Source organism: Pseudomonas fluorescens group sp., from assembly GCF_020093335.1.
Taxonomy (GTDB): domain Bacteria; phylum Pseudomonadota; class Gammaproteobacteria; order Pseudomonadales; family Pseudomonadaceae; genus Aquipseudomonas; species Aquipseudomonas petroselini.
Genome location: NZ_JAIOKW010000002.1, coordinates 348183 through 373900, shown reverse-complemented (window position 1 = coordinate 373900; position 25718 = coordinate 348183). Strand labels below are relative to the sequence as shown.

General features: G+C 62.6%; 23 protein-coding genes. 15 read left to right on the top strand and 8 right to left on the bottom strand.

Features of this window, described 5'->3' with window-relative positions; genetic code table 11:
- Nucleotides 1–1362: 1362 nt before the first annotated feature.
- Nucleotides 1363–2307 (bottom strand): aliphatic sulfonate ABC transporter substrate-binding protein, encoded by a 945-nt coding sequence (locus K7431_RS04605; protein WP_043205515.1) that lies wholly within the window; start codon nt 2305–2307, stop codon nt 1363–1365.
- Nucleotides 2308–2552: 245 nt separating this feature from the next.
- Between K7431_RS04605 and K7431_RS04600 the strand changes: the two genes are divergently transcribed.
- The 6 genes from K7431_RS04600 (at nt 2553) to K7431_RS04575 (ending at nt 8112) form a co-directional block, all read left to right on the top strand.
- A complete protein-coding gene (locus K7431_RS04600; RefSeq protein WP_012724862.1) occupies nt 2553–3491 on the top strand; it encodes an aliphatic sulfonate ABC transporter substrate-binding protein in 939 nt (312 codons plus the stop codon).
- Nucleotides 3488–4813 (top strand): LLM class flavin-dependent oxidoreductase, encoded by a 1326-nt coding sequence (locus K7431_RS04595; RefSeq protein ID WP_012724861.1) that lies wholly within the window; start codon nt 3488–3490, stop codon nt 4811–4813. The genes K7431_RS04600 and K7431_RS04595 overlap by 4 nt, the downstream gene beginning before the upstream one ends.
- Before the next feature lie 216 nt (nt 4814–5029).
- Nucleotides 5030–6088, top strand: coding sequence for an ABC transporter substrate-binding protein (locus tag K7431_RS04590; RefSeq protein ID WP_012724860.1), 1059 nt, complete (start codon nt 5030–5032; stop codon nt 6086–6088).
- Entirely contained in the window at nt 6075–7064 is a 990-nt protein-coding gene (locus K7431_RS04585) for an ABC transporter permease (protein WP_043205514.1), read from the top strand. Before K7431_RS04590 ends, K7431_RS04585 begins: the two co-directional genes overlap by 14 nt.
- Nucleotides 7058–7846: an ABC transporter ATP-binding protein gene (locus K7431_RS04580; protein ID WP_012724858.1), complete on the top strand. Its 789-nt coding sequence runs from the start codon at nt 7058–7060 to the stop codon at nt 7844–7846. Before K7431_RS04585 ends, K7431_RS04580 begins: the two co-directional genes overlap by 7 nt.
- A gap of 65 nt (nt 7847–7911) precedes the next feature.
- On the top strand, nt 7912–8112 hold the full coding sequence (locus K7431_RS04575; protein WP_012724857.1) for a DeoR family transcriptional regulator: 201 nt from the start codon (nt 7912–7914) through the stop codon (nt 8110–8112).
- A 10-nt stretch (nt 8113–8122) separates the two neighbouring features.
- Here K7431_RS04575 and K7431_RS04570 read toward each other — a convergent pair whose 3' ends face one another.
- Nucleotides 8123–8665, bottom strand: coding sequence for an acyl-CoA thioesterase (locus K7431_RS04570; RefSeq protein ID WP_012724856.1), 543 nt, complete (start codon nt 8663–8665; stop codon nt 8123–8125).
- A gap of 109 nt (nt 8666–8774) precedes the next feature.
- On the opposite strand from K7431_RS04570, the gene K7431_RS04565 reads away from it, so the two are divergent.
- Nucleotides 8775–9734 carry a GlxA family transcriptional regulator gene (locus K7431_RS04565; protein WP_012724855.1) on the top strand — a complete coding sequence of 320 codons (960 nt, stop codon included), beginning with the start codon at nt 8775–8777 and terminating at the stop codon, nt 9732–9734.
- Between the two features lie 170 nt (nt 9735–9904).
- On the opposite strand, the gene K7431_RS04560 is transcribed toward K7431_RS04565, so the two are convergent.
- Complete coding sequence (locus K7431_RS04560) at nt 9905–10291, bottom strand: hypothetical protein (RefSeq protein ID WP_043205513.1); 387 nt, start codon at nt 10289–10291, stop codon at nt 9905–9907.
- Between the two features lie 145 nt (nt 10292–10436).
- Nucleotides 10437–11159 (bottom strand): pirin family protein, encoded by a 723-nt coding sequence (locus K7431_RS04555; RefSeq protein ID WP_012724854.1) that lies wholly within the window; start codon nt 11157–11159, stop codon nt 10437–10439.
- Nucleotides 11160–11339: 180 nt separating this feature from the next.
- Here K7431_RS04555 and K7431_RS04550 point away from each other — a divergent pair, with 180 nt between their 5' ends.
- Together K7431_RS04550 and K7431_RS04545 are read left to right on the top strand one after the other, a co-directional pair.
- On the top strand, nt 11340–12290 hold the full coding sequence (locus K7431_RS04550; protein WP_043205512.1) for a GlxA family transcriptional regulator: 951 nt from the start codon (nt 11340–11342) through the stop codon (nt 12288–12290).
- Nucleotides 12291–12385: 95 nt separating this feature from the next.
- Nucleotides 12386–13909: a winged helix-turn-helix domain-containing protein gene (locus K7431_RS04545; protein WP_012724852.1), complete on the top strand. Its 1524-nt coding sequence runs from the start codon at nt 12386–12388 to the stop codon at nt 13907–13909.
- Here K7431_RS04545 and K7431_RS04540 read toward each other — a convergent pair.
- Nucleotides 13856–16618 (bottom strand): ATP-binding protein, encoded by a 2763-nt coding sequence (locus tag K7431_RS04540; RefSeq protein WP_012724851.1) that lies wholly within the window; start codon nt 16616–16618, stop codon nt 13856–13858. The genes K7431_RS04545 and K7431_RS04540 overlap by 54 nt on opposite strands.
- A 57-nt stretch (nt 16619–16675) precedes the next feature.
- A complete protein-coding gene (locus K7431_RS04535) occupies nt 16676–17074 on the bottom strand; it encodes a helix-turn-helix domain-containing protein (protein WP_043205510.1) in 399 nt (132 codons plus the stop codon).
- A 204-nt stretch (nt 17075–17278) separates the two neighbouring features.
- Between K7431_RS04535 and K7431_RS04530 the strand changes: the two genes are divergently transcribed.
- From K7431_RS04530 to K7431_RS04505, 6 genes are all read left to right on the top strand, one after another.
- Nucleotides 17279–18187, top strand: a complete 909-nt coding sequence (locus tag K7431_RS04530) for a LysR family transcriptional regulator (protein ID WP_012724850.1) — start codon at nt 17279–17281, stop codon at nt 18185–18187.
- 150 nt (nt 18188–18337) lie between these two features.
- Nucleotides 18338–19306, top strand: coding sequence for a hypothetical protein (locus K7431_RS04525; RefSeq protein ID WP_012724849.1), 969 nt, complete (start codon nt 18338–18340; stop codon nt 19304–19306).
- A 170-nt stretch (nt 19307–19476) separates the two neighbouring features.
- Nucleotides 19477–20067 carry an antibiotic biosynthesis monooxygenase gene (locus tag K7431_RS04520; RefSeq protein ID WP_012724848.1) on the top strand — a complete coding sequence of 197 codons (591 nt, stop codon included), beginning with the start codon at nt 19477–19479 and terminating at the stop codon, nt 20065–20067.
- Nucleotides 20064–21902 (top strand): amidohydrolase, encoded by a 1839-nt coding sequence (locus K7431_RS04515; protein WP_012724847.1) that lies wholly within the window; start codon nt 20064–20066, stop codon nt 21900–21902. The genes K7431_RS04520 and K7431_RS04515 overlap by 4 nt, the downstream gene beginning before the upstream one ends.
- Before the next feature lie 28 nt (nt 21903–21930).
- The gene (gene ycaC, locus K7431_RS04510; RefSeq protein ID WP_012724846.1) at nt 21931–22548 is read left to right on the top strand and encodes an isochorismate family cysteine hydrolase YcaC; all 618 of its coding nucleotides are present in this window, start codon (nt 21931–21933) and stop codon (nt 22546–22548) included.
- A 181-nt stretch (nt 22549–22729) separates the two neighbouring features.
- Entirely contained in the window at nt 22730–23611 is an 882-nt protein-coding gene (locus tag K7431_RS04505; protein ID WP_012724845.1) for a LysR family transcriptional regulator, read from the top strand.
- Here K7431_RS04505 and K7431_RS04500 read toward each other — a convergent pair.
- Together K7431_RS04500 and K7431_RS04495 are read right to left on the bottom strand one after the other, a co-directional pair.
- Nucleotides 23598–24635: an AraC family transcriptional regulator gene (locus K7431_RS04500; RefSeq protein ID WP_012724844.1), complete on the bottom strand. Its 1038-nt coding sequence runs from the start codon at nt 24633–24635 to the stop codon at nt 23598–23600. The two genes, K7431_RS04505 and K7431_RS04500, sit on opposite strands and share 14 nt — an antisense overlap.
- 1 nt (nt 24636) lies before the next feature.
- A complete protein-coding gene (locus tag K7431_RS04495) occupies nt 24637–25551 on the bottom strand; it encodes a GGDEF domain-containing protein (RefSeq protein ID WP_012724843.1) in 915 nt (304 codons plus the stop codon).
- Nucleotides 25552–25718: the final 167 nt, after the last annotated feature.

The window sequence follows — 25718 nt, the reverse complement described above, 5'->3', positions numbered from 1 at the left end:
GGCTATAGCGCGGGACCTGTGGCGAGGGAGCTTGCTCCCGCCGGCTGCCTGACAGCCGACCACCATCTAACTGTTAGGCCGCGATCCAAATGTGGGAGGGGGCTTGCCCCCGATAGCGGTGTGTCAGCCGATTCATCAGGTGACTGATTCAGCGCCATCGGGGCATCGGCATCTACACAATTCTGGCTATGGCGCTGGACCTGTGGCGAGGGAGCTTGCTCCCGCTGGCTGCCCGACAGCCGAGCGCCATCTAACGGTTAGACCGCGATCCAAATGTGGGAGGGGGCTTGCCCCCGATAGCGGTGTTCCAGTCGATTCATCAGGTGACTGATTCAGCGCCATCGGGGCATCGGCATCTACACAATTCTGGCTATGGCGCTGGACCTGTGGCGAGGGAGCTTGCTCCCGCCGGCTGCCTGACAGCCAAGCGCCATCTAACGGTTAGACCGCGATGCAAATGTGGGAGGGGGCTTGCCCCCGATAGCGGTGTGTCAGCCGATTCATCAGGTGACTGATTCAGCGCCATCGGGGCTTGGGCATCTACACAATTCTGGCTATGGCGCTGGACCTGTGGCGAGGGAGCTTGCTCCCGCTGGCTGCCTGACAGCCAAGCGCCATCTAACGGTTAGACCGCGATCCAAATGTGGGAGGGGGCTTGCCCCCGATAGCGGTGTTCCAGTCGATTCATCAGGTGACTGATTCAGCGCCATCGGGGCTTGGGCATCTACACAATTCTGGCTATGGCGCTGGACCTGTGGCGAGGGAGCTTGCTCCCGCCGGCGGCCTGACAGCCAAGCGCCATCTAACGGTTAGACCCCGATGCAAATGTGGGAGGGGGCTTGCCCCCGATAGCGGTGTGTCAGTCGATTCATCAGGTGACTGATTCAGCGCCATCGGGCATCGGTATCTACACCACTCTGTGTATGGCGCTGGACCTGTGGCGAGGGAGCTTGCTCCCGCTGGCGGCCTGGTAGACGATCAGGATGTTGGATCAGACCGGGTACATATCCGTTATTTAGGTAACGGCCGCTATGGGTTCCGCCCTTACGGCGGCTCACTTTTGAAAAGCGCAAAAGTAAGCAAAACGCTCTTGCCCCAACACTCGGCACCTCGCTCACGCTCGGTGTGCCCGTAATCCGACATTGATTTGGGGGGCCGCCGCCACGCGCCATCCATGGCGCGGGGCGGCTAAACCGGCATCCCTGCCGGTTTACCCCCCAAATCCCTGTCGAATTCCGGCCAGCGTGTTTGACGGGGCGCCTGAGATCAAAAGCGAGATCAAGATCAAGATCAAGATCAGGATCAGGATCAGGATCAGGATCAACAGCGGCTCGCTTCGCATCGTGGTTACCTGTTACGGCCTCAAGGCTTCCAGGTTTGTACATCCTTGGCGTCCACGGCCTTGGGCAACAGCCCTGCCTTGAAGAATGCATCGGCGATTTTCTGCTGCTCGCCCAACTGATCGATCGTCACCGGTTGCACCTGATAACTGCGGTGCGCATTGGCTGCTTCAACCGTGGCCACATCCAGGTTGCCCCACAGCGGGCCAAGCACGTTGGCCGCGTCTTGCGGGTGGGTTTTCACCCATTGGCCGGCCTTTTCCAGCTGTGCATACACCACGTTCAACACGTCTGGATGCGCCTTGGCGTACGGCGTGCCGGTCAGGTAGTAACGCTTGTAGCTGGCCAGCCCCGTGCCGTCCGCCAGGGTGCGTGTCGGCAGTTGACGTTGCACGCTGGTGAGGAAGGGCTCCCAGGTGACCCAGGCGTCGACCTTGTTGTTCTCGAACGCTGCGCGACCGTCGGCGGGTGACAGGTAGGCCGGCTCGATATCCGAAAAGGCCAGCCCCGCCTTGGCCAGCGCGGCGATCAGCAGGTAGTGCGTGCCGGCCGCCTTGGTCACTGCGATCTTTTTGCCCTTGAGGTCCGCCAGCTGCTGGATCGGTGAGTCCTTGCGCACCACGATGGCCTGGGCGGAAGGCGAGGGTGCTTCCTGGGCGAAGTAGGTGAGCTTGGCCTGGGCCGCCTGGGCGAAGATCGGCACGGTGTCGGCTACGTCGGCGCTGATGTCGACGTTGCCCACGTTCAACGCTTCCAGCAGCGGCAGGCCGCTGGGGAACTCGTGCCAGCTCACGTCGATGTTGTCGGCCTTGAGGGCTTTTTCCAGGGTGCCCTGGGTTTTGAGCAGGGTGATCAGGGTCGAGGATTTCTGGTAACCGATGCGCACGGTTTCCTGGGCCTGCGCACTGACTGCGACGGTAAAGGCCAGCAACCCGAGGACGGCGGCGAGGGGGCGACGTAGGGACATGATGAGCTCGATCTCTAACAAAATAGCCCTGAGCTTAAAGTTCTAAAAACCATTCGTTAAATACTCTTTGGATCTTAGCTTAGGGCGCTTTTTCCGCGTTCTGACGAATTGGGCATAACGATAGAATTATAGGGTTCTTTCATAATTTCTCGTCATTAATATAATCGAATTAACTTTACTGCCAGGCCCTGCGCGGTTTTTTGGCATATGCAGCTGTCTTCTTCTCACCCACGCCAAGGCCTTTCATGACGTTCAAGAAACTAATCGTCGCCGCCAGTTTGCTGTTCGCCGCTGCGGTGGCCCATGCCGAGCAAACCCTGGACATCAGTTACCAACGCTCGTCCACCTTGTGGATTTTGCTCAAGCAGAACGGCCAGTTGGAGCAGCGCCTCAAGCCCTTGGGATTCACCGTCAACTGGCATGAATTCAGCACCGGCCTGCTCAGCTCGTTGAACGCCGGCAGCGTCGACCTGCACGCCGATGTGGCCGACGCCTTCGCGCTGTTCACCCAGGCCGCCGATGCACCGCTGACCTATTACGCCCAGGAAAACTCATCGCCGGGCGCCCAGGCGATCATCGTTCAGGACCAGTCGCCGATCCACAGCATCGCCGACCTCAAGGGCAAGACCGTCGCGGTGTCCAAGGGCTCGGGCAGTAACTTCCTGCTGATTTCCGCCTTGAAAAAGGCCGGGCTGACCCTGGCCGATATCACCCCGCGCTATCTGGAAGCACCGGACGGTGGCGCGGCCTTCGCCAATGGCAGTGTCGACGCCTGGGTGATCTGGGACCCGTTCCTCGCCTCCCAGCAACTGGATCACCACGTGCGTGTGATCGCCGACGGCAAGGACGGCCTGGCCGACTACAACCGTTTCTACCTGGCCACGACTAAGTTCGCCAAGGCCCACCCGGACGTGTTGCAGGTGACCTTCGACACCCTGCGCGAGACCGGCCAATGGGTGAAGGCCCACCCCAAGGAAGCCGCCGACATCCTCGGCCCGCTGTGGGGCAATATCGCCCCGGCCACCGTGGAGCGCGCCAATAGCCGACGCAGCTACGACATCATTCCGGTCAAGGTGGAAAACCTCGCCGAGCAGCAGCGCATCGCCGACACCTACTACACCGCCAAGCTGATTCCCAAGCCGTTGAAGGTCAGCGCCATCAGCGTGTGGACACCCAAGCCATGAGCCGCCAAATCCATTTATCCGCGTTCCTGTTGAGTGGGCCGGTGGTGCACAGCCATGCGGTGTGGCGCCACCCGGAAACCGTCGGCAATTACCTCGACCCCGAGTACTACGCACGAGTGGCCAAGGTGGTGGAGGAAGGGCTATTCGACTTCCTGTTCTTCGCCGACCGCCTCGCGGTGGGCGATCAAATGGGCGGCTCCCGCGCGTTCGCCTTGCGCTATGGCGCCCAGGACGCCACGCGCCTGGACCCGTTGCCGATCCTCTCTTACCTGGTCGGCAAAACCAGCAAGCTGGGCCTGGGCGCGACGCGGTCCACCACTTATTACGAACCGGCGCACATCGCCCGTGAATTCGCCACCCTGGACCACCTGTCCAAGGGCCGCGCGGCGTGGAATATCGTCACTTCGATGAACGACAGCGAAGGGCGCCTGTTCGGCAAGGACAAGCACCTGGAGCACGACCTGCGCTACGACCGTGCCGATGAGTTTGTCGAAGTCGCGCTGAAACTGTGGAACAGCTGGGGCAAGGACGCGCTGAAGCTGGATCGCGAAAGCGGCGTGCTGGCGGACCCGGAGTTGATCCGTTCGGTGCAGCACCAGGGCGAATGGTTCAAGGTTGAAGGCCCGCTGAATATTCCGCGCACGCCCCAGGGCCGACCGGTGCTGATCCAGGCCGGTTCGTCAGGCCGTGGGCGGCGCTTCGGCGCGCGTTGGGCCGAGGCGATCTTCACCATCCATCCGCATTTGGCGGCGATGCGTGCGTTCCGTGATGACGTGCGCGCCCAAGTGGTGCAGCAAGGCCGTGACGCCGACAGCTGCAAAGTGCTGACGGCGGTGATGCCGTTCATTGGCGGCAGCGAAGCCGAGGCCCGCGCCAAGCGCGATCAGCACAACGCGTTGGCCCGGCCGGAGTTGGGGCTGGTGACACTGGCTTCGCAGCTGAATGTGGACCTGTCGCCATTCCCGCTGTCGGCGACGCTGGCCGAGATTGCCCAGTCGCCGCTGATCCCTCCGGCCGCCGCGGAAAAGCTCTTGATGCAAGGCCCGCAAACCACTCTGGAACAGCTGGGGCGCATCTTCGCCAGCAGCGTGCGCGTGCCGCAATTGGTGGGTACCGGGGCGCAGATTGCCGATCAGTTGGCCGAGCTGTTTGAGCAGGGCGGTTGCGACGGGTTTGTAATCTCTCCGGGGTACCTGCCGGGGTCGTTCACCGAGTTTGTCGAGAGCGTGATTCCGCATTTGCAGCGCAAGGGCTTGTTTCGCACCGCGTATGCAGGGTCGACGCTGCGCGAGCACCTGGGCCTGGCCGAGCTGCAGGGTTGAGCGGTTATTCATCCTGTAGTGAGCGGGCTTGCCCCGCGCTGGGCTGCGAAGCGGCCCCACTAAGATCGCCGCGTTCTTTCAGGTAACACGTGGTGTTTGGTTTTAGGGCCGCTTCGCAGCCCAGCGCGGGGCAGGCCCGCTCACCACAGCAAGCCCGCTCACTACAAAGAACGGTCTGCGGGCTTCATTACTGAGTTGATAAAAGGGATATTTCGCATGGCTGATTTCGATCATTTAACCCGTCGCCGTTTATTGGGCCTGGCCGGCATCACCCTGGCCAGCCTGTCGCTGCCACGCCTGGGGTTCGCCGCCGACGAACACGCCGGCCACAACACGTCACAAGAGCCCACCGGCACCGGTGAGTTCATCCGCCTCGACGCCCCGCGCAAGTTGAAACTGGCGGTCAACCTCAATGCCGTGTGCCTGGCCCCGGTGGTCATCGCCCATGGCCAGGGCTTCTTCACCAAGCACAACCTGGACGTGGAGTTGGTCAACTTCGGCAACTCTACCGAGGTGTTGCTCGAGGCCATCGCCACCGGCAAGGCCGATGCGGGCGTGGGCATGGCGCTGCGTTGGCTCAAGGCCCTGGAACAGGGTTTTGATGTGAAGCTCACCGCCGGCACTCACGGCGGCTGCCTGCGCTTGCTCAGTGCCGCGAAGGGCGATGTGACCAAGCTGGAAGACCTCAAGGGCAAGGCCATCGGCGTGACCGACATGGCCAGCCCGGACCGCAATTTCTTCTCGATCCTGCTGAAAAAACACGGTGTGGACCCGGTGCGCGATGTCGAGTGGCGCCTGTATCCCGCCGACTTGCTCGGCACTGCGCTGGAGCGCGGCGAAGTGCAGGCGGTGAGCGGCAGCGACCCGTTCATGTACCGCCTGATCAAGTCCGGTGTGGCGCGTGAGTTGTCCACCAACCTGGTGGAGGAATACGCCAACCTCAGCTGCTGCGTGGTCGGTGTCACCGGCAAACTGGTGCGTGAAGAGAAGCGCGTGGTCGCGGCGCTGACCCAGGCGATTCTGGAGGCCCACGACTATTCCGTGCAGCACCCGGAGGAGGTTGCCAAGGGCTTCCAGGCCCATGCGCTGAACACGTCGGTGGAGGAAGTGCAGGCGATCCTTCACGACCATACCCACGGGCATCACGCGGTGGGCGCGGCGTTGACCCAGGAGATCCTTACCTACGTAACCGACCTGAAAACCGTCGAAGTGATCAGCAAGAGCACCGACCCGCTGGCGTTTGCCAAGGAGATCACCGCCGATGTCTTCAGCTGACGCAACCACCCTCAACCCACCGCTGACCTTGAAGGTCGCGTGGCAGGGCGCCGCCGTGGTGACGGCCTGGCTGGCCGTTGCACTGTTGATCAGCTACTGGCCCAACGCGACACGCCATTGGCCGATGACCCAAGGCCTGGCCAATCTGTGCGTGGGTGTCGCGGTGCTGTTCCTCGTGCTGAGCCTGCTGGGGCGCAGAGTCTCCAGACTGGGCCTGCGCCTGCGCAATGCCGGTCCCTGGCTGATCGCCTTGCCGCTGCTGCTGGGCCTCTGGGAATTGCTCACCGCCAAGCTGGCGCTGTTGCCGGTGCCGTTTTTCGCGCCGCCCCAGGCCTTGCTGGCGGTGTACATCGAAGATTACGCCCGGCTGGCCGACAGCCTGCTGCATTCGGCGTTGTTGCTGGGCTCGGGCGTGGCCCTCGGTGCGATCACCGGGTTTATCGCTGGCGTGGCCATCGGTTGGTCCACGCGCATCGGCTATTGGTTGCACCCGGTGCTGCGCATCCTCGGCCCGGTGCCGTCGACGGCGCTGTTGCCACTGTGTTTTTTCCTGTTTCCGAGCAGTTGGAGTGCCAGCGTGTTTCTGATCGCCCTGGCCACCTGGTTTCCGGTCACGGTGCTCACGTGGTCCGGCGTGGCGAGCGTGGACAAAGCCTATTACGACGTGGCGCGCACCCTGGGCGCCAAGCAAGGTTTCCTGATTTTCAAGGTGGCGATTCCCGCCGCGTTGCCCCACGTCTTTGTCGGCCTGTTCATGGGACTGGGCGCGTCGTTTTCGACCTTGGTGGTGGCAGAAATGATGGGGGTTAAGTCCGGCATCGGCTGGTACCTGCAATGGGCCCAAGGGTGGGCCGCCTACGCAAACATGTACGCCGCATTGCTGATCATGGCACTCGCCTGTTCGGGGTTGATCACCGGGTTGTTCCTGGTGCGTGACCGGTTGCTGGCCTGGCAGAAAGGATCAATGAAATGGTAGCCCTGGCAACCGCAGTATCGGCATCGGAAGGCTTGGCGCTGCGCATAGACAACCTCAGCCATGGCTTCGCCCTGGATGGCCAGCACCTGCCGGTGTTGGAGCGGGTGTCCCTGGACGTGGCGCCGGGCGAGTTCGTGGCACTGCTTGGGCCTTCGGGCTGCGGCAAGTCCACCTTGCTGCGCCTGGTGGCCGGCCTGGAACCGGCGGACTCCGGCCGGTTGCTGGGCGACGGTGAAGCCATCACCGGCCCGGACCCGAGCCGCGTGGTGGTGTTCCAGGACCCGACCCTGTACCCGTGGCGCCGCGTGTGGGACAACGTCGCCATCGGCCTGGAAGCCCAGGGCCTGCTCAAGACCCATTCGGCCAAGGTCGACGAGGCCCTGGAAAAAGTCGGCCTCAGTCAGTTCGCCCGTGCGTATCCGCGGCAGTTGTCCGGCGGCATGGCGCAACGGGTGGCGCTGGCGCGTGCGCTGGTCAACCAACCGCGCCTGCTGATCCTTGACGAGCCCCTGGGCAAGCTCGACTCCCTGACCCGCATCGCCATGCAAAAAGAACTGATCGACCTGTGGCAACGCCAGGGCTATACGGCCCTGCTGGTCACCCACGATGTGGAAGAAGCGTTGCTGCTGGCCAATCGCGTGATCGTGTTCAGCGACCGTCCGGCCAAGATCCAGGCGCAATTGACGATTGACCGGCCTTACCCACGGCACCGGGATGATCCTTATCTGGTTGACCTGCGACGGCAGATACTGGGCCTGCTGGGGCTGGGGGAGAGCTGGTGAAAGGGTATAAGCCTTGACACGCTGAAGCGAGCGCGCAACGATCAACTCAATTTTCAGAAAAGAAAGTGCTGCAGCACCCTGGGCGCATCTTCACGCCCAAGGAGCTTACCCATGACTATGATATTTCGGAAAATACCGCCCGCAATGATCTGGAAAAAGGCGTCGCCATGAAGGTGCTGTTCAAGGTGCAAGAGGGCAAAGGCTTTCTGTACATTGCCAGGGAGGACGCCGAAGCCCACTTGAAAAAACAGACAGGCGCTCGTTAACCGCCCGCCCTCACGCCTGCTCCTCCCCCCGCAACTGCACACTCATCTGATCACAGCTGTGCGCCCAGTCGCTGAGCCATTGCGGCATTGGCGGCGACGTCTCATCCAAACCCAGCTCGCGCACAAAATCACTCGGGGGCAGGGTGCCTTTGGCCGAACGGAACAGCCCGCGCATGACCACCACGCCGACCACGCGGCCGTTGCTGACAAAGCGGTGTTCCATCAGGCTCCACTTATGGTCCCAGCCGAGCATGCGGGTGTGCACCTCGAACACTTCAAACAGCTTCAACTCGCGGCGGAACTTGCCCCAGGTATCGCCCACGATCGGCAGCGCCTTGTTGCGCAACGCCACGCGAAACGCGCCGGTGCGCAACACGAAATCCATGCGTGCAACATCCGCCAGGGAAAAATAGCGGCCATTGGTGACGTGCCGGTTGAGATCCAGGTCCAGCGGCCACACGCGCATGCGCACCACGGTGGTGGCCAGGCCATGGGCCGGTTTGCGCCAGGGGCGCCGTGACAGCATGAAGAGCAAGCGAAACCAGAGATTCATAAACACGCCAGGCAGTTGATTAATGGCTGCACTGTAAGGGCGCGGAATCGGCTAAGGTAGGTGCGCAAATGACTTATTACATGCGAAAAGCGCAATCCGGGTTTCTTTTATGCACATCACCTTGCTCCTGGCTGAACGTTGTTCCGCCGCCAGTGCCACCCTGGCGGTGGAGATGCTCAGTGCCGCCAACCTGTTTGCCGACAGCCCACCTTTTGAAGTCGTGGTCGCCTCCCTGGACGGCCAGGCCGTGGAGGCTTGGGGCGGCCAGCGCTTGCAGGTGGACCGCGCGGTGACGCAGATCGCGCAGACCGACCTGGTGCTGATCCCAGGTTTTCTGTTCACCTTGAAAGAAGCCCTGCCGAGCTTTCCCGCCTACGGCCCCTGGTTGCGCGAGCAGCATGCACGCGGCGCGGTGTTGGCTTCGATGTGTACCGCGACGTTCTTACTGGCCGAAACCGGTGTGCTGCAAGGCCTGCGCGCCACCACCCACTGGGCGTTCGCCGAGCTGTTTCGGCGTCGCTACGCGGACGTGAGCCTGGATGACGCGCAGCTTCTGTGTGAAGAAAACCGCGTGATTACCTGCGGTGGCGCCAGTGCGGCGATGGACTTGATGCTGCACCTGATTCGGCGTTTCGGCTCGCCGGAGCTGGCCCACACCTGTGGCAAATACCTGTTGATCGATACTGTGCGCAGCGAACAGTCGGTGTACGCCATGTGGTCGCTGCCCAAAAGCCATGGCGACGGCGAGATCCTGCGGGTACAGCACTGGCTGGAGCAGCACTTCGCCGAGCCGCTGGTCATCGACGCGGTCGCCCAGCGCTTCGGTTTTGGCGTGCGCAACTTCAAGCGGCGCTTCAAGGAGGCCACCGGCTATACGCCGATTGCCTACCTGCAAACCCTGCGCCTGGAACGGGCCAAGCAGATGCTTGAGTCGACCCGCATGACGCTGGAAAGTATCACCTACGCGGTGGGCTACGAAGACAGCAACTCTTTCCGGCGCCTGTTCCAGCAGCGGGTGGGCCTGTTGCCGGCGGCGTATCGCAAGAAATTCCTCGCCCATCCGGTTTGATTCAACAACGCAGCTGCGCATCGCCCTCGATACACGCGACCAAAAACGCCCTCACCACAGCGTATCGAAACGCGGCAACCGACCGACAGGGCGGCGCTGTGGGGAGAAACAACAGACGAAAAAAAACCGGCTGATCAGGCCGGTTTGGGGTTCCCGCAAACAGCGCGGGATTATGCGTTGTTGCCCTGCAGGCGATCAGCACCGCCTTCAGCCAGGCCACGTTCCTGCAGGCGATCAGCACCGCCTTCGGCCAGACCACGTTCCTGCAGACGATCAGCACCGCCTTCAGCCAGACCCCGTTCCTGCAGACGATCAGCACCGCCTTCAGCCAGACCACGTTCCTGCAGACGATCAGCACCACCTTCAGCGACACGGCGTTCCAGCAGGCGGTCGGAACCCCCTTCGGCTACGCGGTTGCCTTGCAGGCGGTCGGCGCCACCCTCTGCAACACGACTGTCGATCAGGCGATCCGCACCGCCTTCAGCGACAACAGGGTGAGCAAATGCGTTTGCAGCGAGTACCGAGAAAGCGAGGCTAAGCAAGATTTGGCGTTTCATGAGAGTGTGCTCCGAGTGTTTTAGTTTGGATGTTGCTGGTATGGGTTTGATGTTACGCGGTGCATTTTTTTAGAGAACTTCATTGCGCTGATGGTGACTATCGATGCCAGCGATGGCCCGGTATACGGGGCCATCGCAGCGCCAGTCATGGCATCTGCGGCAGTTCTTGCGGGCGCAGGTCGAACACCAGCACTTCGGCGTCCTCGCCGTGGCTCAGACGGATCCGCCGCTCATCCCGCACTCGGGCGCCATCGCCTTCCTGCAAGCGCTGGCCGTTGACTTCAACGCTGCCCTGGGCCACATGGATGTACACATGGCGATCCGGCGGCAGGTCGAGGGTGGCGGTTTCGTCACCGTTGAACAGCCCGGCATATACCCGTGCGTCCTGGCGCACGCTGAGGGAACCGTCGTTGCCGTCCGGCGAGATGATCAACTGCAAGCGTCCACGTTTCTGCGCCTCGCTGAAGTGCTCCTGCTGATAGCGTGGTTCGGCGCCAGCCACGGCCGGCACGATCCAGATTTGCAGGAAGTGCACGCCACGGCTCTGGCTGTGGTTGAACTCGCTGTGGGCCACGCCGCTGCCGGCGCTCATCAGTTGCACATCGCCAGGGCGGATCACCGAACCGGTGCCGAGGGTGTCCTTGTGTTCCAGCGCGCCTTCAAGCACATAGGAGAAAATTTCCATGTCGCGGTGCGGGTGCTGGCCGAAGCCTTTACCGGCGGCGACGCGGTCATCGTTGATCACCAGCAGGTCGGAAAAACCCTGTTCATTCGGGTTCCAGTAGTTGGCGAACGAGAAGGTGTGGAACGACTTCAACCAACCGTGATTGGCGGCGCCGCGTTCGGAAGCTTTGCGAAGAGTCAGCATGGTCTTGTCCTCAAGTGGGAGCGGGCTGCGAGATGCAGGGCTCCTGCGTTGAGAAGAAGATTAATGGTTACTGCAGAATTCATTAAGAAGATAAAAACTGAATAACTGTCTCATATGAGTTGACAGTTTCGAACGTGTCATAATGCCCGCCGCATTCTTTCTCGATGGATCTTTGTGTTTATGAAAACCGTGGCCATGGCGCTGTTTCCGGACTTCCTCCTGCTCGACATGGCCGGGCCGCTGGAAGTGTTTTCGATTGCCAACCGCTACCTGCCGGCGGCGGCGCATTACCAGATCCTCACCCTCGGCACCGAGCCTGGCCCCTTGCGTGCCTCCAATGGCGTCGTGGTGCAGGCCGACCTGTTGCTGGACCAGGCGCACGATGCCTACGACCTGTTACTCGTACCCGGTGGCCCCGGCGCCTACAACGAATGCCACCCCGCGTTGTTGCCGTGGCTCAAAGAGGCTGCACCTCGCGCCACACGCTTTGGTTCGATCTGCACCGGTGCCTTTGTGCTCGGGCATGCCGGCCTGCTGGACAATCACCGTGTGACCACCCACTGGCACTACACCGAGCGGCTGATCAAGGCCTTCCCCAAGGCGATCGTCGAGACCGATCGCATTTACCTGCAGGACGGGCGGCTGATCACCTCGGGCGGGGTGACGGCCGGGATCGACCTGGCGTTATCGATCGTTGCCCAGGACCACGGCAAGCAAGTCGCGGTGGAAGTGGCCAAGGTGCTGCTGGTGGTGATGAAGCGCCAGGGCGGCCAGGCGCAGTTCAGCCCGATGACGGCTGCCGTGGCACCCCAGGAAACCGCGATCACCCGCGTGCAGAACCACGTGCTGGCGCACCTGGACCAGCCGTTCACCATCGAATCCATGGCTGAGCTGGCCGGCATGAGCGCTCGCCACTTTGCACGGTTGTTTGCCAGGGAGGTGCAGATGACGCCGATGGCCTTCCTGCAAGGCGCGCGCATCGACCGTGCCCGGCAGTTGCTGGAGTCCACTGACCTGCCGCTCAAGACCGTGGCCTTCCATGCAGGCTTCGGCAGCGTGCGGCATATGCGCTTTCTGTTCAGTGAAAAACTCGGTCTCAACCCGACCCAGTACCGACAACAGTTCAGTTAACGACAGAATGTCCGTCTGGCGCACTCGATTGTCCGTATCGCTCCCCGTGCCAGCATTGTCCTGTCATTGGTAGCTGGCAAGATAGCGTCAAGCCCATGGAAAAGGATGCGCAGGCGCCCAAGGCCGGGTGTTTCAGCGCGATGACAGACATGAACAACCCTCAGGCGATTGACGTTGATGGCACGGTGCGCTTCGGCATCTATGCCTTTCACCGGCAACAGCGGTTGGTCAGCAAGATAGGCTTGCCGGTGCCTCTGGGTGGGCGTGCGCTGGATATCCTCGCGGTGCTGTTGGAAACGCCCGGGCAGTACGTCAGCAAGTCCATCTTGATCGAGCGGGTGTGGCCGGACAGCGTGGTGGAAGAAAACAACCTGCGTGTGCACATTGCGGCACTGCGCCGCGCCCTCGATGGCCAACGCTATATCCTCAACGATCCCCTGCGTGGCTATTGCTTCGCCGCCAAGGTGCAGGGGGCTATGCCTGCCATGACACCCCGACACAACCTGGCGGCACGCCTCAGTGCGGTGATCGGCTGTGAGGCGTTGTTGGGCGTGCTGACGCGACGCCTGTCCGGGCACTGCCTGATGACCCTGACCGGGTGCGCCGGTGTCGGCAAGAGTACCCTGGCCCTGGCGTTGGCCGAACGGGTATTGCCGCGTTACCGGGACGGCGTGTGGTGGGTCGACCTGGCCACGGTGGAGGCGCCGATGACCATGCTGCGCCACCTGGCCACGGCGCTGCACCTTGAACCCAGCGCCAACGCCACACAGCTGTGCCGTCAATTGGCCTCCCGTCAGCTATTGCTGGTGCTGGATGGTGCCGACTTGCTGCTTGGCGCCTGCCGGCACCTGGTGCGCGTGCTACGTGAAACAGCCCCCCAGGTCAGCGTGCTGCTCAGCAGTCGTGAAGCCTTGCATGTCCCGGGCGAATGGGTGCAGCGCGTGCCCCGGTTGGCGGTGCCTGCACCGTCGGCGCTGGGCAGTGTCGAACACGCCATGGCCTACCCGGCTGTACAACTGTTCGTGGCGCGGGCAAGCGCCGGGCAACAGGGGTTTGTGTTGCGGCTCCAGGACTTGGCGCCGCTGCGTGATATCTGCCGACGCCTGGATGGTCTCCCTCTCGCACTGGAGCTGGCCGCGGCCCAAGTGGATGCCCTGGGCGTGCGTGGCTTGCAGCAGCAATTGTGTAAGGGCTTGCAGGTGCTGACCCGAGGCCGTCGCACGGCGGTGGAGCGCCACCAATCGCTGATCGCAGCCTTGGACTGGACCTACCAGCGGCTGAGCCTGCCGGAGCGCTGGCTGTTCTTGCAATTGGGGTTGTTCAAGATGGCGGTGACCTTACCCACCCTGAGCGAGCTGGTCGCTGGCTCGGAGCTGGAACATGCCGACCTGTCCTACCTGCTGGGGCGTCTGGTGGATACCTCATTGCTGACCCTTGAACCCGGCCCGGGGCATTCGCGTTATCGCCTGCTCAACTGCGTGCGCAGCTATGCGCTGGCCCACCTGCGTGACCCGGTGCAGGTGGCACGGTTGCAGCAGGGCGATGGGCATTACTTGGGGCCGTTCTCAGGCCGGCCGTTTGTCTTGCAACTCGTCGAGCAGGCGGCGTACGCGGACTAGGTCCGGGGTGGCAAAGCCTTCGGTAAAGCGCGCATGGACCGAACCCAGCACGTCGCGTGCAGCCTGCAGGCGACCTTGGGTCTGCCACAGCTGCGCCAACGACGTCGCGCAACGTAGCTCCCAGGCCAGTGCGCCTTGCTGGTGCGCCAGCCCGAGGGCGTCGAGCAGCAGCGTTTCGCTCGCACGGGGATCCGCGATGCTCGCGGCGCGTACCCGCAGGATTTCCGCTGCGCACCAGCCCGCGCCGCCCGTGCGTGCGCGTTCAAACCCTGGGTCATCCACGGCGTGTGCACCCAGCGTGATCAGGATGTCCTCGATCAGCCCCAAGCCTTGCAGATCCTGGTGCCCCAGGATGCCGGCATAGTGCCCCGCCCAGGTCTGAAACAACTGCACCGAGTGCTTGTGCGCGTGTTCCAGCAACAACGCTTGCAGGCTCTGGGCGGCGTGCTCGTCACCGTTGTAACGGGCGATGACCACGCCTGCCAGGGCCAGGGTGTAGCAGATGGAGGTGCCGTGATTGATCTGCAGCGCCAACGCCAACGCCTGGCTGGCGGTACGCCAGGCTTGCTCGGGAAAACCCTGCAGCCACAGGATCCGCGCCAACACCGTCAGTGAGGCCACGCTCTGGTCGTATTGCACGCCAATGCCGTGGGCGAACCGATTGAGGTGGCCGCTGTGCGCCATGCGTTGGATCACTTGCTCAGCATTGTGCCGGGCGAGCGCCTGATTGCCGTTGTAGTGCTGCGCCAGTACGCGCAGGCGCTGGGCACTGACGTCCAGTTGCGGGTCGGTGCGCGGATCGAGGCGATCGAACTGCTCGCTCTGCGCCAGTGCCTGGCGATACAGGCCTGCACACAGGTTCACCGCCATATGCCCGGAGACCGCGCGCAATTGACCCGCGACGTCCTGACGCTCCTCGGCCAGGCGGCGGGCGCTGACAAACGCGGCGATGGTCTGCGGGGCACCGCCCATGGCGTGATAGGACAGGCTGCCCAGCGCCAATTGCAGTTGCATCGTCAAGCGCGGGCAGGGCGAGGCGGCCCGGCTCATCAGCGCCAACGCCTGGTCCACATACAAACGGTGCTCCCTGAGTAACGACAACTCTTGCCACAGCGGCATGGCGCTGACCGTCAAGCGGATTGCCAGCAAGTGTTCGCCCCCTTGCGCGAGCCCCCAGTCGAGGGCCGAGCGGATGTCTTCACGCAGCGGCGCATAGCGGTCGATCCAGGGTTGGGTGGCGATCAATTGCCAGTCCTCGCGCGCTTGCTCCATCAGCGCCAGGCAGCGCTCGGCATGGCGCCCGCGGGTGGCATCGAGCTCATCGGCGACGCTGAGTTTTTCCAGGGCGTAGGTGCGCGTGATATCCAGCAGGCGATAGACCATCTCGTCATCACCGACCTCCACATTGAGCAAGGACTTGGCGACCAACTGGGTGATTGAACCCAGCACCTCGGCGGGTGCGACCTCTTCCCCGGCGATCACCGCCGCCGCGCTGGCCAGGCTGAACCCGCCCCGGAACACCGCCAGCCGGCGCAGGCAGATCTGCTCGCAGGCCGTCAGCAGCTCAAAGCTCCAGTCCAGCGTGGCGCGCAGGGTTTGATGGCGGGGCAGCGCGTTGCGCCTGCCACGGGTGAGCAAGCGGAAATTGTCCTCCATCTGCACCAGCAGTCCGGACAGGCCAAAGCGTTCGATCTGCGCCGCGACCAACTCGATGGCCAGGGGGATGCCGTCCAGGCGTTGGCAGATATCAATCGCCAGTGGCAGTTCGGCTTCACTTAATTCAAAGCTGTCCTGATGGGACATGGCCCGCTCGATCAACAGTTGCAGGGCCGGGTAGCCCAGCGCCTGGGCGCGGTTGCCGGTGGCCGGAGGGCAGGCCAGCGGTTCCAGGCGCTGCACGTACTCGCCCTCGGCGCGCAAGGCCTCGCGGCTGGTGGCCAGGATGTGCAAGCGGGGCGCGTGGCGCAGCAGGGTTTCGCTGATCAGGGCGATGTCGTCCAGCAGGTGCTCGCAGTTGTCGATCACCAGCAGCAACTGGCGCTCCTGCAGGCTGCGCGCAAACGTGACCAGCGGCTCTTGTTCTGCGTGGTTGAGGTCGAGCAGGGCGGCGAGATTGGGCAGGATCATCGACGCCGCGCTGAGCGGCGCCAGGTCCAGCAGGCGTATACCGTCGCGGTAATGCCCGATCAGCAATTCCGCCACGCGCAGGGCGACGGTGGTCTTGCCGATGCCGCCGGCGCCTGTCAGGGTGATAAAGCGTTGCGCGGGCAGGTTCTGCACCAGGCTGTCGATCAGGGCCTGGCGGCCGATCATGCGGGTGCGGCGCAACGGCAGGTTGTGGCACGGGCGTTGGGGGGCGCCCTCGGCGGGTAGCGTCATCGGCTCGATGCTCAGTGGCGCAACAAAACTGTAGCCACGCTGGGCCACGGTGACGATATAGCGCTGCCCGGCCTGGCCATCGCCCAAGGCCTTGCGCAAGGCTGCCATGTGCACTCGCAGGTTGCCATCTTCCACCACGCTTTTGGGCCAGACACGGGCGATCAACTCTTGCTTGCTCACCACATTGCCGGCCTGCTCCAGCAGGATCATCAGGATATCCACCGCACGCCGCCCCAGCCGCAACGGACGACCCGCCTCCAGCACCAGGCGTTGGCGCGGGTGGATGCGGTAGGGGCCGAAATGCACGGCCTGGTCGCTGAGGTCACTCATGGGGACCCTGTTCGTGGAGGGGGAAGCGGCCAGCATATTCCAGGTACGTGCGGACCACTAGGCTGCAATCACTTGAGGCTTGTGACGCAATTGGTGATTTCGCCAGGTCATCGGGTTGACCCCTTCGCTGCGGGTGAACATATGGCAGAAATGCGCCTGGTCGCAAAACCCGCATTCCAGGCTGATTTGCGTCAGGCTCAGGCGCGAACCGGTGATCAGTTCCTTGGCCCGTTGGATGCGCTGCTCGCGAATCCACTCCTGCGGCGACAGCCCGGTGGTGCACTTGAACGCGCGGGAAAAATGGCTGCGCGACAACGCGCAGGCCTGGGCCAGGTCGGCAATGGCCAGGCTTTCGCCGAGGTTGGCGAGGATCAATTGCTTGGCGATACGCTCGCGCCGGGGGCATAGGCCGCCGGTAGCGGATAAGCGAGGAGCATGCTGCTCAAGTCGGGCCATGACGAAAATCCGCAGTCGATGGGAGCGTTCCCGGTGAATGGGTGCAGTGTAGACGCCGCTAATCTTGTTGCCGGACCGCCTGGCTGACGAGTTAATCGTTGTTAATTTCGCCAGGTACGTACGCGGAAAAGACAGCACAGACGTGCAATCGCGCTAGCGCTCCGCGTGCTTCCCTGTGCGCTTGCCAACCGTTTGGATACCACCATGAACCGCAACGACCTGCGCCGCGTCGACATGAACCTGCTGGTGATTTTCGAAGCGCTGATGTTCGAAAAGAACCTGACCCGGGTCGCCGAAAAACTCTTTATGGGCCAACCGGCGGTGAGCGCGGCGCTGGGGCGCTTGCGCGATTTGTTCGACGACCCATTGCTGCTGCGCAACGGGCGGGGCATGGAGCCCACGCCGCGTGCCGTGGCGATACTCAAGGAGTTGCAGCCGGCCATGGACATCATTTCGGGTGCTGTCAGCCGCGCCAAGGATTTCGACCCGTCTACCAGCTGCGCAGTGTTCCGCATCGGCCTGTCCGACGACGCCGAGTTCGGCCTGTTCCCGCCGTTGCTCAGCCAACTGCGCGAAGAAGCCCCAGGCATTGTCGTGGTGGTGCGCCGCGCCAATTACCTGTTGATGTCGTCGTTATTGGCCAGTGGCGAGATCACGGTGGGCGTGAGCTACACCACCGAATTGCCGGCGAATGCCAAGCGCAAGAAACTGCGGGATATCCCCTGCAAGGTACTGCGTGGGGATGACGGTGTTGAGCCGCTGACCCTGGACGACTACTGCGAGCGGCCCCATGCGATGGTGTCGTTTTCCGGGGACTTGAGCGGCAACATTGACCTGGACCTGGCGCGTATCGGCCGGGCACGGCGGGTGGTGTTGGCGGTGCCGCAGTTCAGCGGGCTGCGGGCGTTGCTCGCGGGTACGCAGATTATTGCGACGGTGCCGGATTATGCGGCCTGTGCGTTGACCGAGGGCACTGCGATACGCGCGCAGGACCCACCCTTTGCCATTGATGCCGCGGAGTTGTCGATGGTGTGGAGCGGGGTGCATGACAATGATCCGGCGGAGCGTTGGCTACGGGGGCGGATTGCGGAGCATATGTCGAGGGCGCTTTAGGTGTGGTTGGCAGACAGCCGCAATAATTTGAATCCGATCGGCATCGACGTTAAGCAAAGTCTTGTCCCTCCGAGCGTTGTTTCCGGCAGCCTGCGTGGGTGAAGGCCTTCTAGCATGGGTTAACTTTTCCAGAGGAGGCTTGTCGCTGATATGCATATTCAAAGACCGCAATTTATCCCACAAACAGTGGCTGAGCCTTCTCCTAATGTTCCCGTGCCGCCGCCGATGGAACACCCGAGCGGCCCTGTGATCGCGTCGGATACGCCCGTCACGCGTTCAAGAAGAGAGGTGGCAGTCACGCCGGGTTCGTCGTTGAGGACGGTTGAGGCCTCAACGTTGGACAAGGTCGACGACCCGAAGCTCGAGATCAAGAAAACGGCCAGCTCACCCAACGGGTTGTTTGCTGTGAGTTACTCAATTCCCGCCGCCGGCTCAGGGCTGAACAACATTACGTTTCCAATGACTATCGACGAGGGCCTCCAGCGCAAGAGTGCCCAGGACGGGGGGATTTATTACGCGATGCTGTTCGACGTAAGGAATGAGCAAGGTAAATCTCTTGATGGCGGCTATATCGGCATTCAGCCACGGCAGGATGGCAAGGCGCTGGTGATGTTTTCCGGTTTTGGTTCGCACTTTAGTGCGCCCAAAGGCCGCGCCGAGGCGGATGGGGGGAAAGGAGGCAGCAATAGCACACTGGTCGATTTTGAGTTTGGTCATAAATATAACCTGACGGTGACCCGAGACCCTGACAACCCCCAGAGGCTGAAGGGCTATATTCAGGATGTCACGGACCCCGCTCACCCTGGGGTAAAGCAGCATGTCGAAGACCTTGATGTCGACCAGAAGTTTGAGTTGGCGGCCAGTAACACAGGGTTTGTCGAACACTACGGTGCGGCTATCAGCCGAAGCTCCCAGATCGCACCGACGCGCGGCAGTTTTTTCGCACCCTTCACGACGGAGGCTGACGGCACGGTCAAGGCGGGTGAAGTCAGGAGTGACGGGTTCTATGGTCGGTACAAAAACGCGATGATCGGTGATCAGGAAGTTACCAAAGTGGCGGGTAAAGGTCAGGAAGTCTATTTTACGTTTCAGGGTGCGGGTTACGGCGCTAAGGCCTGACACGTAACAAAAACCGGAAGGCCCGTGTGCGGCCTTCCGGTTTTTTTTGCCTTGTCGAATCGATTGGCCCGCGAGCCGCCACGTCAAACAGCACATACATCCAATTCCCCGCCCCCAATCCCAACCACACTCCCTCCATCGCTCAACTCTGCAGGTGGGAATACACAGCCATGGACCCAACACCCAAAACCAGCCCCGACGAAGTCGTCACCTTGGTCGTCAAGCACCTGATCAAAGAAGGCCGCGAAACCGACTACGAAGCCTGGCTGCGTCGCATCGTGCGGATCGCCGGCGCGCGCCCCGGCCACCTGGGTGTCGACGTGGTGCGCGGCAAGCAGGGCAAGCTGGCGCTGTTCACCTGTGTGTTGCGTTACCGCTCCACCGATGACCTGGAAACCTGGCTTGATTCCCCCGAGCGCAAATCGCTGATCGACGAAGCCTCCCCCTTGCTGGCCGATGGCGACAAAACCGAAATCGGTTCGGTCAATGAATTCTGGTTCGCGCCGCTGGCCGACAGCGCCGCCAAACCTCCCCGCTGGAAGCAAGCAGTGGTCACCCTGTGCGTGATCCTGCCGCTGACCCTGCTGGTACCCATCGTGTGGGGCCCGGTTCTGCGCCTGCACCCGTTCCTCTCCAACTACGTGGTCGCCACCTTCCTGGTCACCGTGACGATCGTTGTATTGGTGGTCTACCTGCTGATGCCGGCGGCCACCCGTCTGTTCGCTCCCTGGCTTGAAGCCTCTGTAAAGGAAACCCTATGAACGCCGATCTGATTCTGTTCAATGGCCAGTTCCACACCGTGGACCGTGAAAACCCGCGCGCAACCGCCGTCGCCATCAGCCAGGGGCGCTTTGTCGCCGTGGGCACCGACGGTGAGGCCATGGCCCTGCGCGGCAGTGGCACCCAGGTCATCGACCTCAAGGGCCGCACCGTCATTCCCGGCCTCAATGACTCGCACCTGCACCTCATCCGTGGCGGCTTGAACTACAACCTCGAACTGCGCTGGGAAGGCGTGCCGTCCCTGGCCGATGCCCTGCGCATGCTCAAGGACCAGGCCGACCGTACGCCCACCCCGCAATGGGTGCGCGTGGTGGGTGGCTGGAACGAATTCCAGTTTGCCGAAAAGCGCATGCCGACCCTGGAAGAGTTGAACCAGGCGGCGCCTGACACTCCCGTATTCGTGCTGCACCTGTACGACCGCGCCTTGCTCAACCGTGCCGCCCTGCGCGTGGCCGGCTACACCAAGGACACACCCAACCCGCCGGGCGGCGAGATCGTGCGGGACAGCAACGGCAACCCCACCGGCATGCTGGTGGCACGGCCGAACGCGATGATCCTGTATTCGACCCTGGCCAAGGGCCCGAAACTGCCGCTGGAATACCAGGTCAACTCGACCCGCCAGTTCATGCGTGAACTCAATCGCCTGGGGCTCACCAGCGCCATCGATGCCGGCGGTGGTTTCCAGAACTACCCCAATGACTACGCGGTGATCGAGCAACTGGCCAAGGACGAGCAACTGACGGTACGCATCGCCTACAACCTGTTCACCCAGAAGCCCAAGGAAGAACTCAGCGACTTCAAGCACTGGACCGGCAGCGTCACCCTGCACCAGGGCGATGACTACCTGCGCCACAACGGCGCCGGCGAGATGCTGGTGTTCTCGGCGGCCGACTTCGAAGACTTCCTTGAGCCACGCCCGGACCTGCCGCTGACTATGGAACAGGAACTGGAGCCGGTGGTGCGCCATCTGGTGGAGCAGCGTTGGCCGTTCCGCTTGCACGCCACCTATGACGAGTCCATCTCGCGCATGCTCGACGTGTTCGAGAAGGTCAACCGTGACATCCCGTTCAACGGCTTGCCGTGGTTCTTCGACCACGCCGAGACCATCACCCCGAAAAACATCGAGCGTGTACGCGCCCTTGGCGGCGGTATTGCGATCCAGGACCGCATGGCGTTCCAGGGCGAATACTTCGTCGAGCGTTACGGCGCCAAGGCGGCCGAAGCCACGCCGCCGATCAAGCGCATGCTTGCCGAAGGCGTGCCGGTAGGGGCGGGCACCGACGCCACGCGGGTGTCGAGCTACAACCCTTGGACCTCGTTGTACTGGATGGTCAGCGGCCGCACCGTCGGCGGCCTGGAACTGCACGCCGAAGGCCTGCCGCGCCTCACCGCGTTGGAATTGTTCACCCATGGCAGCGCCTGGTTCTCGTCCGAGCAGGGCAAGAAGGGCCAGATCAAGGTCGGCCAGTTGGCGGACGTGGCGGCCCTGTCGGCGGACTTCTTCAGCGTCGACGAAGAAGCCATCAAGTGGATTGAGTCGGTACTCACCGTGGTCGGCGGCAAGGTGGTCTACGGCAGCGGCGACTTCGAAGACTTTGCACCGCCGCGTGTGCCGGTGCTGCCGGACTGGTCGCCGGTGGTCAAGGTGCCGGGTCATTGGCGCCCGACTTCGCCCTTGCAGGCACAGGTTCACCAGTGCAGCGGCCCGTGCGGCGTGCACGCCCACAGCCACGAAAAAGCGCGCCTTTCCAGCGTGCCGGTCAGCGACTTCCAGGGATTCTGGGGTGCGTTCGGCTGCTCGTGCTTTGCGTTCTGATTTCCCAAACCCGTTAGGAGATATTCCCATGGCTTACAAACGTTTGAACAAAGATGACGCTGTCGTACTGTTAGTCGATCACCAGACTGGCCTGATCTCCCTGGTACAGGACTTCTCCCCGAACGAGTTCAAGAACAACGTGCTGGCCCTGGCCGACGTGGCCAAGTTCTTCAACCTGCCGACCATCCTGACCACCAGTTTTGAAGGCGGTCCTAACGGCCCACTGGTTCCCGAGCTCAAGGCCCTGTTCCCGGACGCGCCGTACATCGCCCGCCCTGGCCAGATCAACGCCTGGGACAACGAAGACTTCGTCAAGGCGGTCAAGGCGACCGGCCGCAAGCAAATCATCATTGCCGGTGTGGTGACGGATGTGTGCGTTGCGTTCCCGACCCTGTGCGCCCTCGACGAAGGCTTTGAGGTATTCGTGGTCACCGACGCGTCGGGCACCTTCAATGAAACCGTGCAACAGGCTGCCTGGGCACGCATGACCGCTGCCGGTGCGCAACTGGTGAACTGGTTCGCCGTGGCCTGCGAGCTGCAAGTGGACTGGCGCAACGACATGGAAGGCCTGGCCAACCTGTTGTCGCCGCGCATTCCCAACTACCGCAACCTGATGAACAGCTACTCGGCGTTTACTGCCAAATAACCTGCTCTCAAGTCTGTCGGTAATCCCTTGTGGGAGGGGGCTTGCTCCCGATGACGGTGCTTCAGTCTAAATTTCTTTGACTGACCCACCGCTATCGGGGGCAAGCCCCCTCCCACATTTCGATTTGTGGTGCGGCGACAAACCCGTTATAAAAACCGAAAATGTCCACCGAGAAGCGACAATGAACCCCTTTGAAGACATGCGCCTGTTCTGCCAGGTCATGGAGTCCGGCAGCTTCACCGCCGCCGCCGAACAGCTGGGCCTGTCCAAGCAATTCGTCAGCCGCCGTCTGATCCAACTCGAAGACCGCCTGGGCGTACGCCTGCTCAACCGTTCCACGCGCCGTTTGGATGTCACGCCACTCGGCCAGAGTTACTACGAATCCGCCTTGCGCCTGCTCAGTGAAGTCGAGCAAGTGGAGCAGGGCATCGCCGGCCAGAACAGCGAGCCGCGCGGCACCATCCGTCTCAGCGCGCCGTTGTCGTTTGCCATGGCTCACCTGGGCTGCCTGTTGCCGCTGTTCTTGCAGCGCCATCCTCAGGTGTCGGTGGAGGTCGATTTGAGCGACCGTCCGGTGGACCTGATCGGCGAAGGCTACGACCTGGTGCTGCGCATCGGCACCCTGGAAGATTCCACCTTGATTGCCCGCCGTATCGCCAGCATCCCACGGGTGTACTGCGCGAGCCCCGACTACCTGGCCCTGCGCGGTACACCGCAAAAGCCGGATGACCTTGCCGAACACGATTGCCTGCCCTACGGCCATGGCCGCCAGGTGCAATGGCGTTTCAAGGGCAAGGTGCAGGCGTTGAATGTGAGCGGGCGCATGCGTGTAAACAACGGCGATCTGCTGCGCGACACCGCCATTGCGGGCTTGGGCGTGACCTACCTGCCGACCTTTATCGTCGGCGAAGCGGTGAAGGACGGCCGCCTGGTGACGGTCCTGGACGAGTTCGCCCCCGAGGCGCTGACCCTGTCGGCGGTGTACCCGCAACACCGGCAAAGCTCGCGGCCGGTGCAAGCGCTGGTTGAGTTCCTGCGCGAACGCCTGGCTAGCGGCTGCTGAACAGCTGGCGGATCAGGTTGGGCGTGCTGCCGGTCCAGCGCTTGAATGCACGGCGAAAGTTCGCCGCATCGTTGAAGTTCAGGTACGCCGCCACTTCGTCATTGCTGTAGCCCTTGACCTGATACAGGTGCAACGCCACCTGCTTGCGCACACGGTCCACCTGCTGCTGAAAACCGGTGTCGTGCTTGTGCAGCTTGCGCTTGAGGGTGGCCGGGCTCATGGCGAAGGCGTGCGCGGCCTGTTCCAGGCTCGGCGGTTGGCGCACCTGCTCGTGTAAATAGGCGTAGAGGCAGTCGAGAAAACTGCCGGCGAAGCCCAACTGTTCGATCTGCTCGCGGGCTTGCTGGCGCGCCACCTGGCCTGCGGTGGCCGAGGCCCCCGGCCAGGCGCGGGTGAGGTATTCGCGCGGGAGGCTCAGCATGTCCAGCGGCCGCTCGAAGCGTGTGTCTTCCCCGAGGTGTACCCAGTATTGCTCGACGTAACGCGGCTCGGCATGGCTGAAACTGCACACCCACGGCAGCCGCTCACCGCTGAGCCATTGGCTCATGGCGACCACCGACGTCATGCTGGCTTCCAGCAAAAAGCGCCAGTGCTCCCCGGCGCCGCAACTGTCCAGCCAGTACAGGTAGGCGTGGTGTTCATCCAGCTCCAGTTGCAGGGTGACCAAGGGGCTGAGCAGCACCTGTTGCTGGATCAATATGTCCAAGGCCTGGTGCAGGTTTTGCGCATGGCCGAGGGCATGGCTGGCAGCGCCGTAATAGCCCGGCAATAGCCGCTGCCCAAACAGGAAGCTGCTGTCGTCGGCGTCGAGTAACTTGCGGCTGTTACCGATCAAGGCGAGAAACTGCTGGGGGCTCAACCGCGCGTTGCCCGCCAGGATATCCTCGTGAAACAGCCCGGTACCCCGCAGCAGGCGATGACTGTCGATGTCGCGGGACAACGCCAGGTCGATCAGCGTGGCGGGTTGGTAATGCCCTGGGATGAAGCGGCTGTCGCTTTCATACCAGTTGGTTTTCACCGCCATCTCAGGCGCTTTTCGCGAGCGGTTGCTTGGCCCGCGCCAGCGCGAGGTTCAGACGCTTGAGCAAGTCCGGGGGCGATTCCTCCAGGGCCATGACCACGGCGGTGGTCGCCGCCAGTTGCAAGCGCTCACCGTGCAACCGGGTCTTGTGGGCCAGGCCGCGCACGGCTTGCTGCAACTCCAGCGCGAGCTCCTTGGCCTGGCGCTCACCGGTGTTGGGCAGCAGCACCACAAAGCGGTCGCCGGCCAGGCGGCACAGCAGGTCCTGGCGGCGCAGGTTGAGCAGCAACAAATGGCTGAGGGCCTGCAACACGGCATCGCCCTCGGCATGCCCGTAGGCCTGGTTGATGGCGGCGAAGTTGTCCAGGTCCAGCGCCAGCAGTGACAGCGGTTGCTGTTGGTCGTGGCTGTCTTGCAGGCTGTCGGCCAACTGGCGCTTGAGGTAGTCGGCACCGGCCAGGGGCGTGAGTTTGTCGAACAGCCGATGCTCACGGAACAGCCGCTCGCGCTTCTCCATCTGTGCGCTGATTGCCAGTTGTTCGCGGTGCCAGTGGTAGATGCCGATGGTCAGCAGGATCATGCCCACCGGCATCGGCCCGGACTCCAGCCAGTGGTCCCAGGTGATGCTGTCGGGCAGGCGGATAAACTCGTCGAGGCTGTCGATCCACCAGGAAAAAAAGATGCATGACAAGCCCAGCGCCAGGTAATTGGTGACGCGCCCGGCCGGGCGGCTTTTCAGCACCAGGCCCAGCCAGACCAACGCCAACAGCGCGGATCCGCCTTCGCCGAAGATGTCCAGCCACACCCATTCGCTGACGCTTTTCAACTCGCCGCAGGCCAGGTGCAGGATCAGCCCGAGGTTGGCGGCGATCAGCAACAGGGAGAGTTTCCAGCGGTGGGGCTTGAGCACGGAAAACATGGCCGCGGGTCCTCGGGAAAATGAGCGATGGGCGCCAGCACAGCAGATGGATGTGACGGTTGGATGACGGTGGGGGAGGGTCGAATCAGCTCATGCCGCTAACAATGAAAAGCAAAAAATGTGGGAGGGGGCTTGCCCCCGATAGCGGTGTATCAGCCAATAAATGT

Excerpts from the sequence above, each read along its gene's own strand:
- K7431_RS04605 (WP_043205515.1), bottom strand. The coding sequence starts at position 2,307 with ATGTCCCTACGTCGCCCCCTCGCCGCCGTCCTCGGGTTGCTGGCCTTT.
- K7431_RS04600 (WP_012724862.1), top strand. The coding sequence starts at position 2,553 with ATGACGTTCAAGAAACTAATCGTCGCCGCCAGTTTGCTGTTCGCCGCT.
- K7431_RS04595 (WP_012724861.1), top strand. The coding sequence starts at position 3,488 with ATGAGCCGCCAAATCCATTTATCCGCGTTCCTGTTGAGTGGGCCGGTG.
- K7431_RS04590 (WP_012724860.1), top strand. The coding sequence starts at position 5,030 with ATGGCTGATTTCGATCATTTAACCCGTCGCCGTTTATTGGGCCTGGCC.
- K7431_RS04585 (WP_043205514.1), top strand. The coding sequence starts at position 6,075 with ATGTCTTCAGCTGACGCAACCACCCTCAACCCACCGCTGACCTTGAAG.
- K7431_RS04580 (WP_012724858.1), top strand. The coding sequence starts at position 7,058 with ATGGTAGCCCTGGCAACCGCAGTATCGGCATCGGAAGGCTTGGCGCTG.
- K7431_RS04570 (WP_012724856.1), bottom strand. The coding sequence starts at position 8,665 with ATGAATCTCTGGTTTCGCTTGCTCTTCATGCTGTCACGGCGCCCCTGG.
- K7431_RS04565 (WP_012724855.1), top strand. The coding sequence starts at position 8,775 with ATGCACATCACCTTGCTCCTGGCTGAACGTTGTTCCGCCGCCAGTGCC.
- K7431_RS04560 (WP_043205513.1), bottom strand. The coding sequence starts at position 10,291 with ATGAAACGCCAAATCTTGCTTAGCCTCGCTTTCTCGGTACTCGCTGCA.
- K7431_RS04555 (WP_012724854.1), bottom strand. The coding sequence starts at position 11,159 with ATGCTGACTCTTCGCAAAGCTTCCGAACGCGGCGCCGCCAATCACGGT.
- K7431_RS04550 (WP_043205512.1), top strand. The coding sequence starts at position 11,340 with ATGAAAACCGTGGCCATGGCGCTGTTTCCGGACTTCCTCCTGCTCGAC.
- K7431_RS04545 (WP_012724852.1), top strand. The coding sequence starts at position 12,386 with ATGGAAAAGGATGCGCAGGCGCCCAAGGCCGGGTGTTTCAGCGCGATG.
- K7431_RS04540 (WP_012724851.1), bottom strand. The coding sequence starts at position 16,618 with ATGAGTGACCTCAGCGACCAGGCCGTGCATTTCGGCCCCTACCGCATC.
- K7431_RS04535 (WP_043205510.1), bottom strand. The coding sequence starts at position 17,074 with ATGGCCCGACTTGAGCAGCATGCTCCTCGCTTATCCGCTACCGGCGGC.
- K7431_RS04530 (WP_012724850.1), top strand. The coding sequence starts at position 17,279 with ATGAACCGCAACGACCTGCGCCGCGTCGACATGAACCTGCTGGTGATT.
- K7431_RS04525 (WP_012724849.1), top strand. The coding sequence starts at position 18,338 with ATGCATATTCAAAGACCGCAATTTATCCCACAAACAGTGGCTGAGCCT.
- K7431_RS04520 (WP_012724848.1), top strand. The coding sequence starts at position 19,477 with ATGGACCCAACACCCAAAACCAGCCCCGACGAAGTCGTCACCTTGGTC.
- K7431_RS04515 (WP_012724847.1), top strand. The coding sequence starts at position 20,064 with ATGAACGCCGATCTGATTCTGTTCAATGGCCAGTTCCACACCGTGGAC.
- ycaC (WP_012724846.1), top strand. The coding sequence starts at position 21,931 with ATGGCTTACAAACGTTTGAACAAAGATGACGCTGTCGTACTGTTAGTC.
- K7431_RS04505 (WP_012724845.1), top strand. The coding sequence starts at position 22,730 with ATGAACCCCTTTGAAGACATGCGCCTGTTCTGCCAGGTCATGGAGTCC.
- K7431_RS04500 (WP_012724844.1), bottom strand. The coding sequence starts at position 24,635 with ATGGCGGTGAAAACCAACTGGTATGAAAGCGACAGCCGCTTCATCCCA.
- K7431_RS04495 (WP_012724843.1), bottom strand. The coding sequence starts at position 25,551 with ATGTTTTCCGTGCTCAAGCCCCACCGCTGGAAACTCTCCCTGTTGCTG.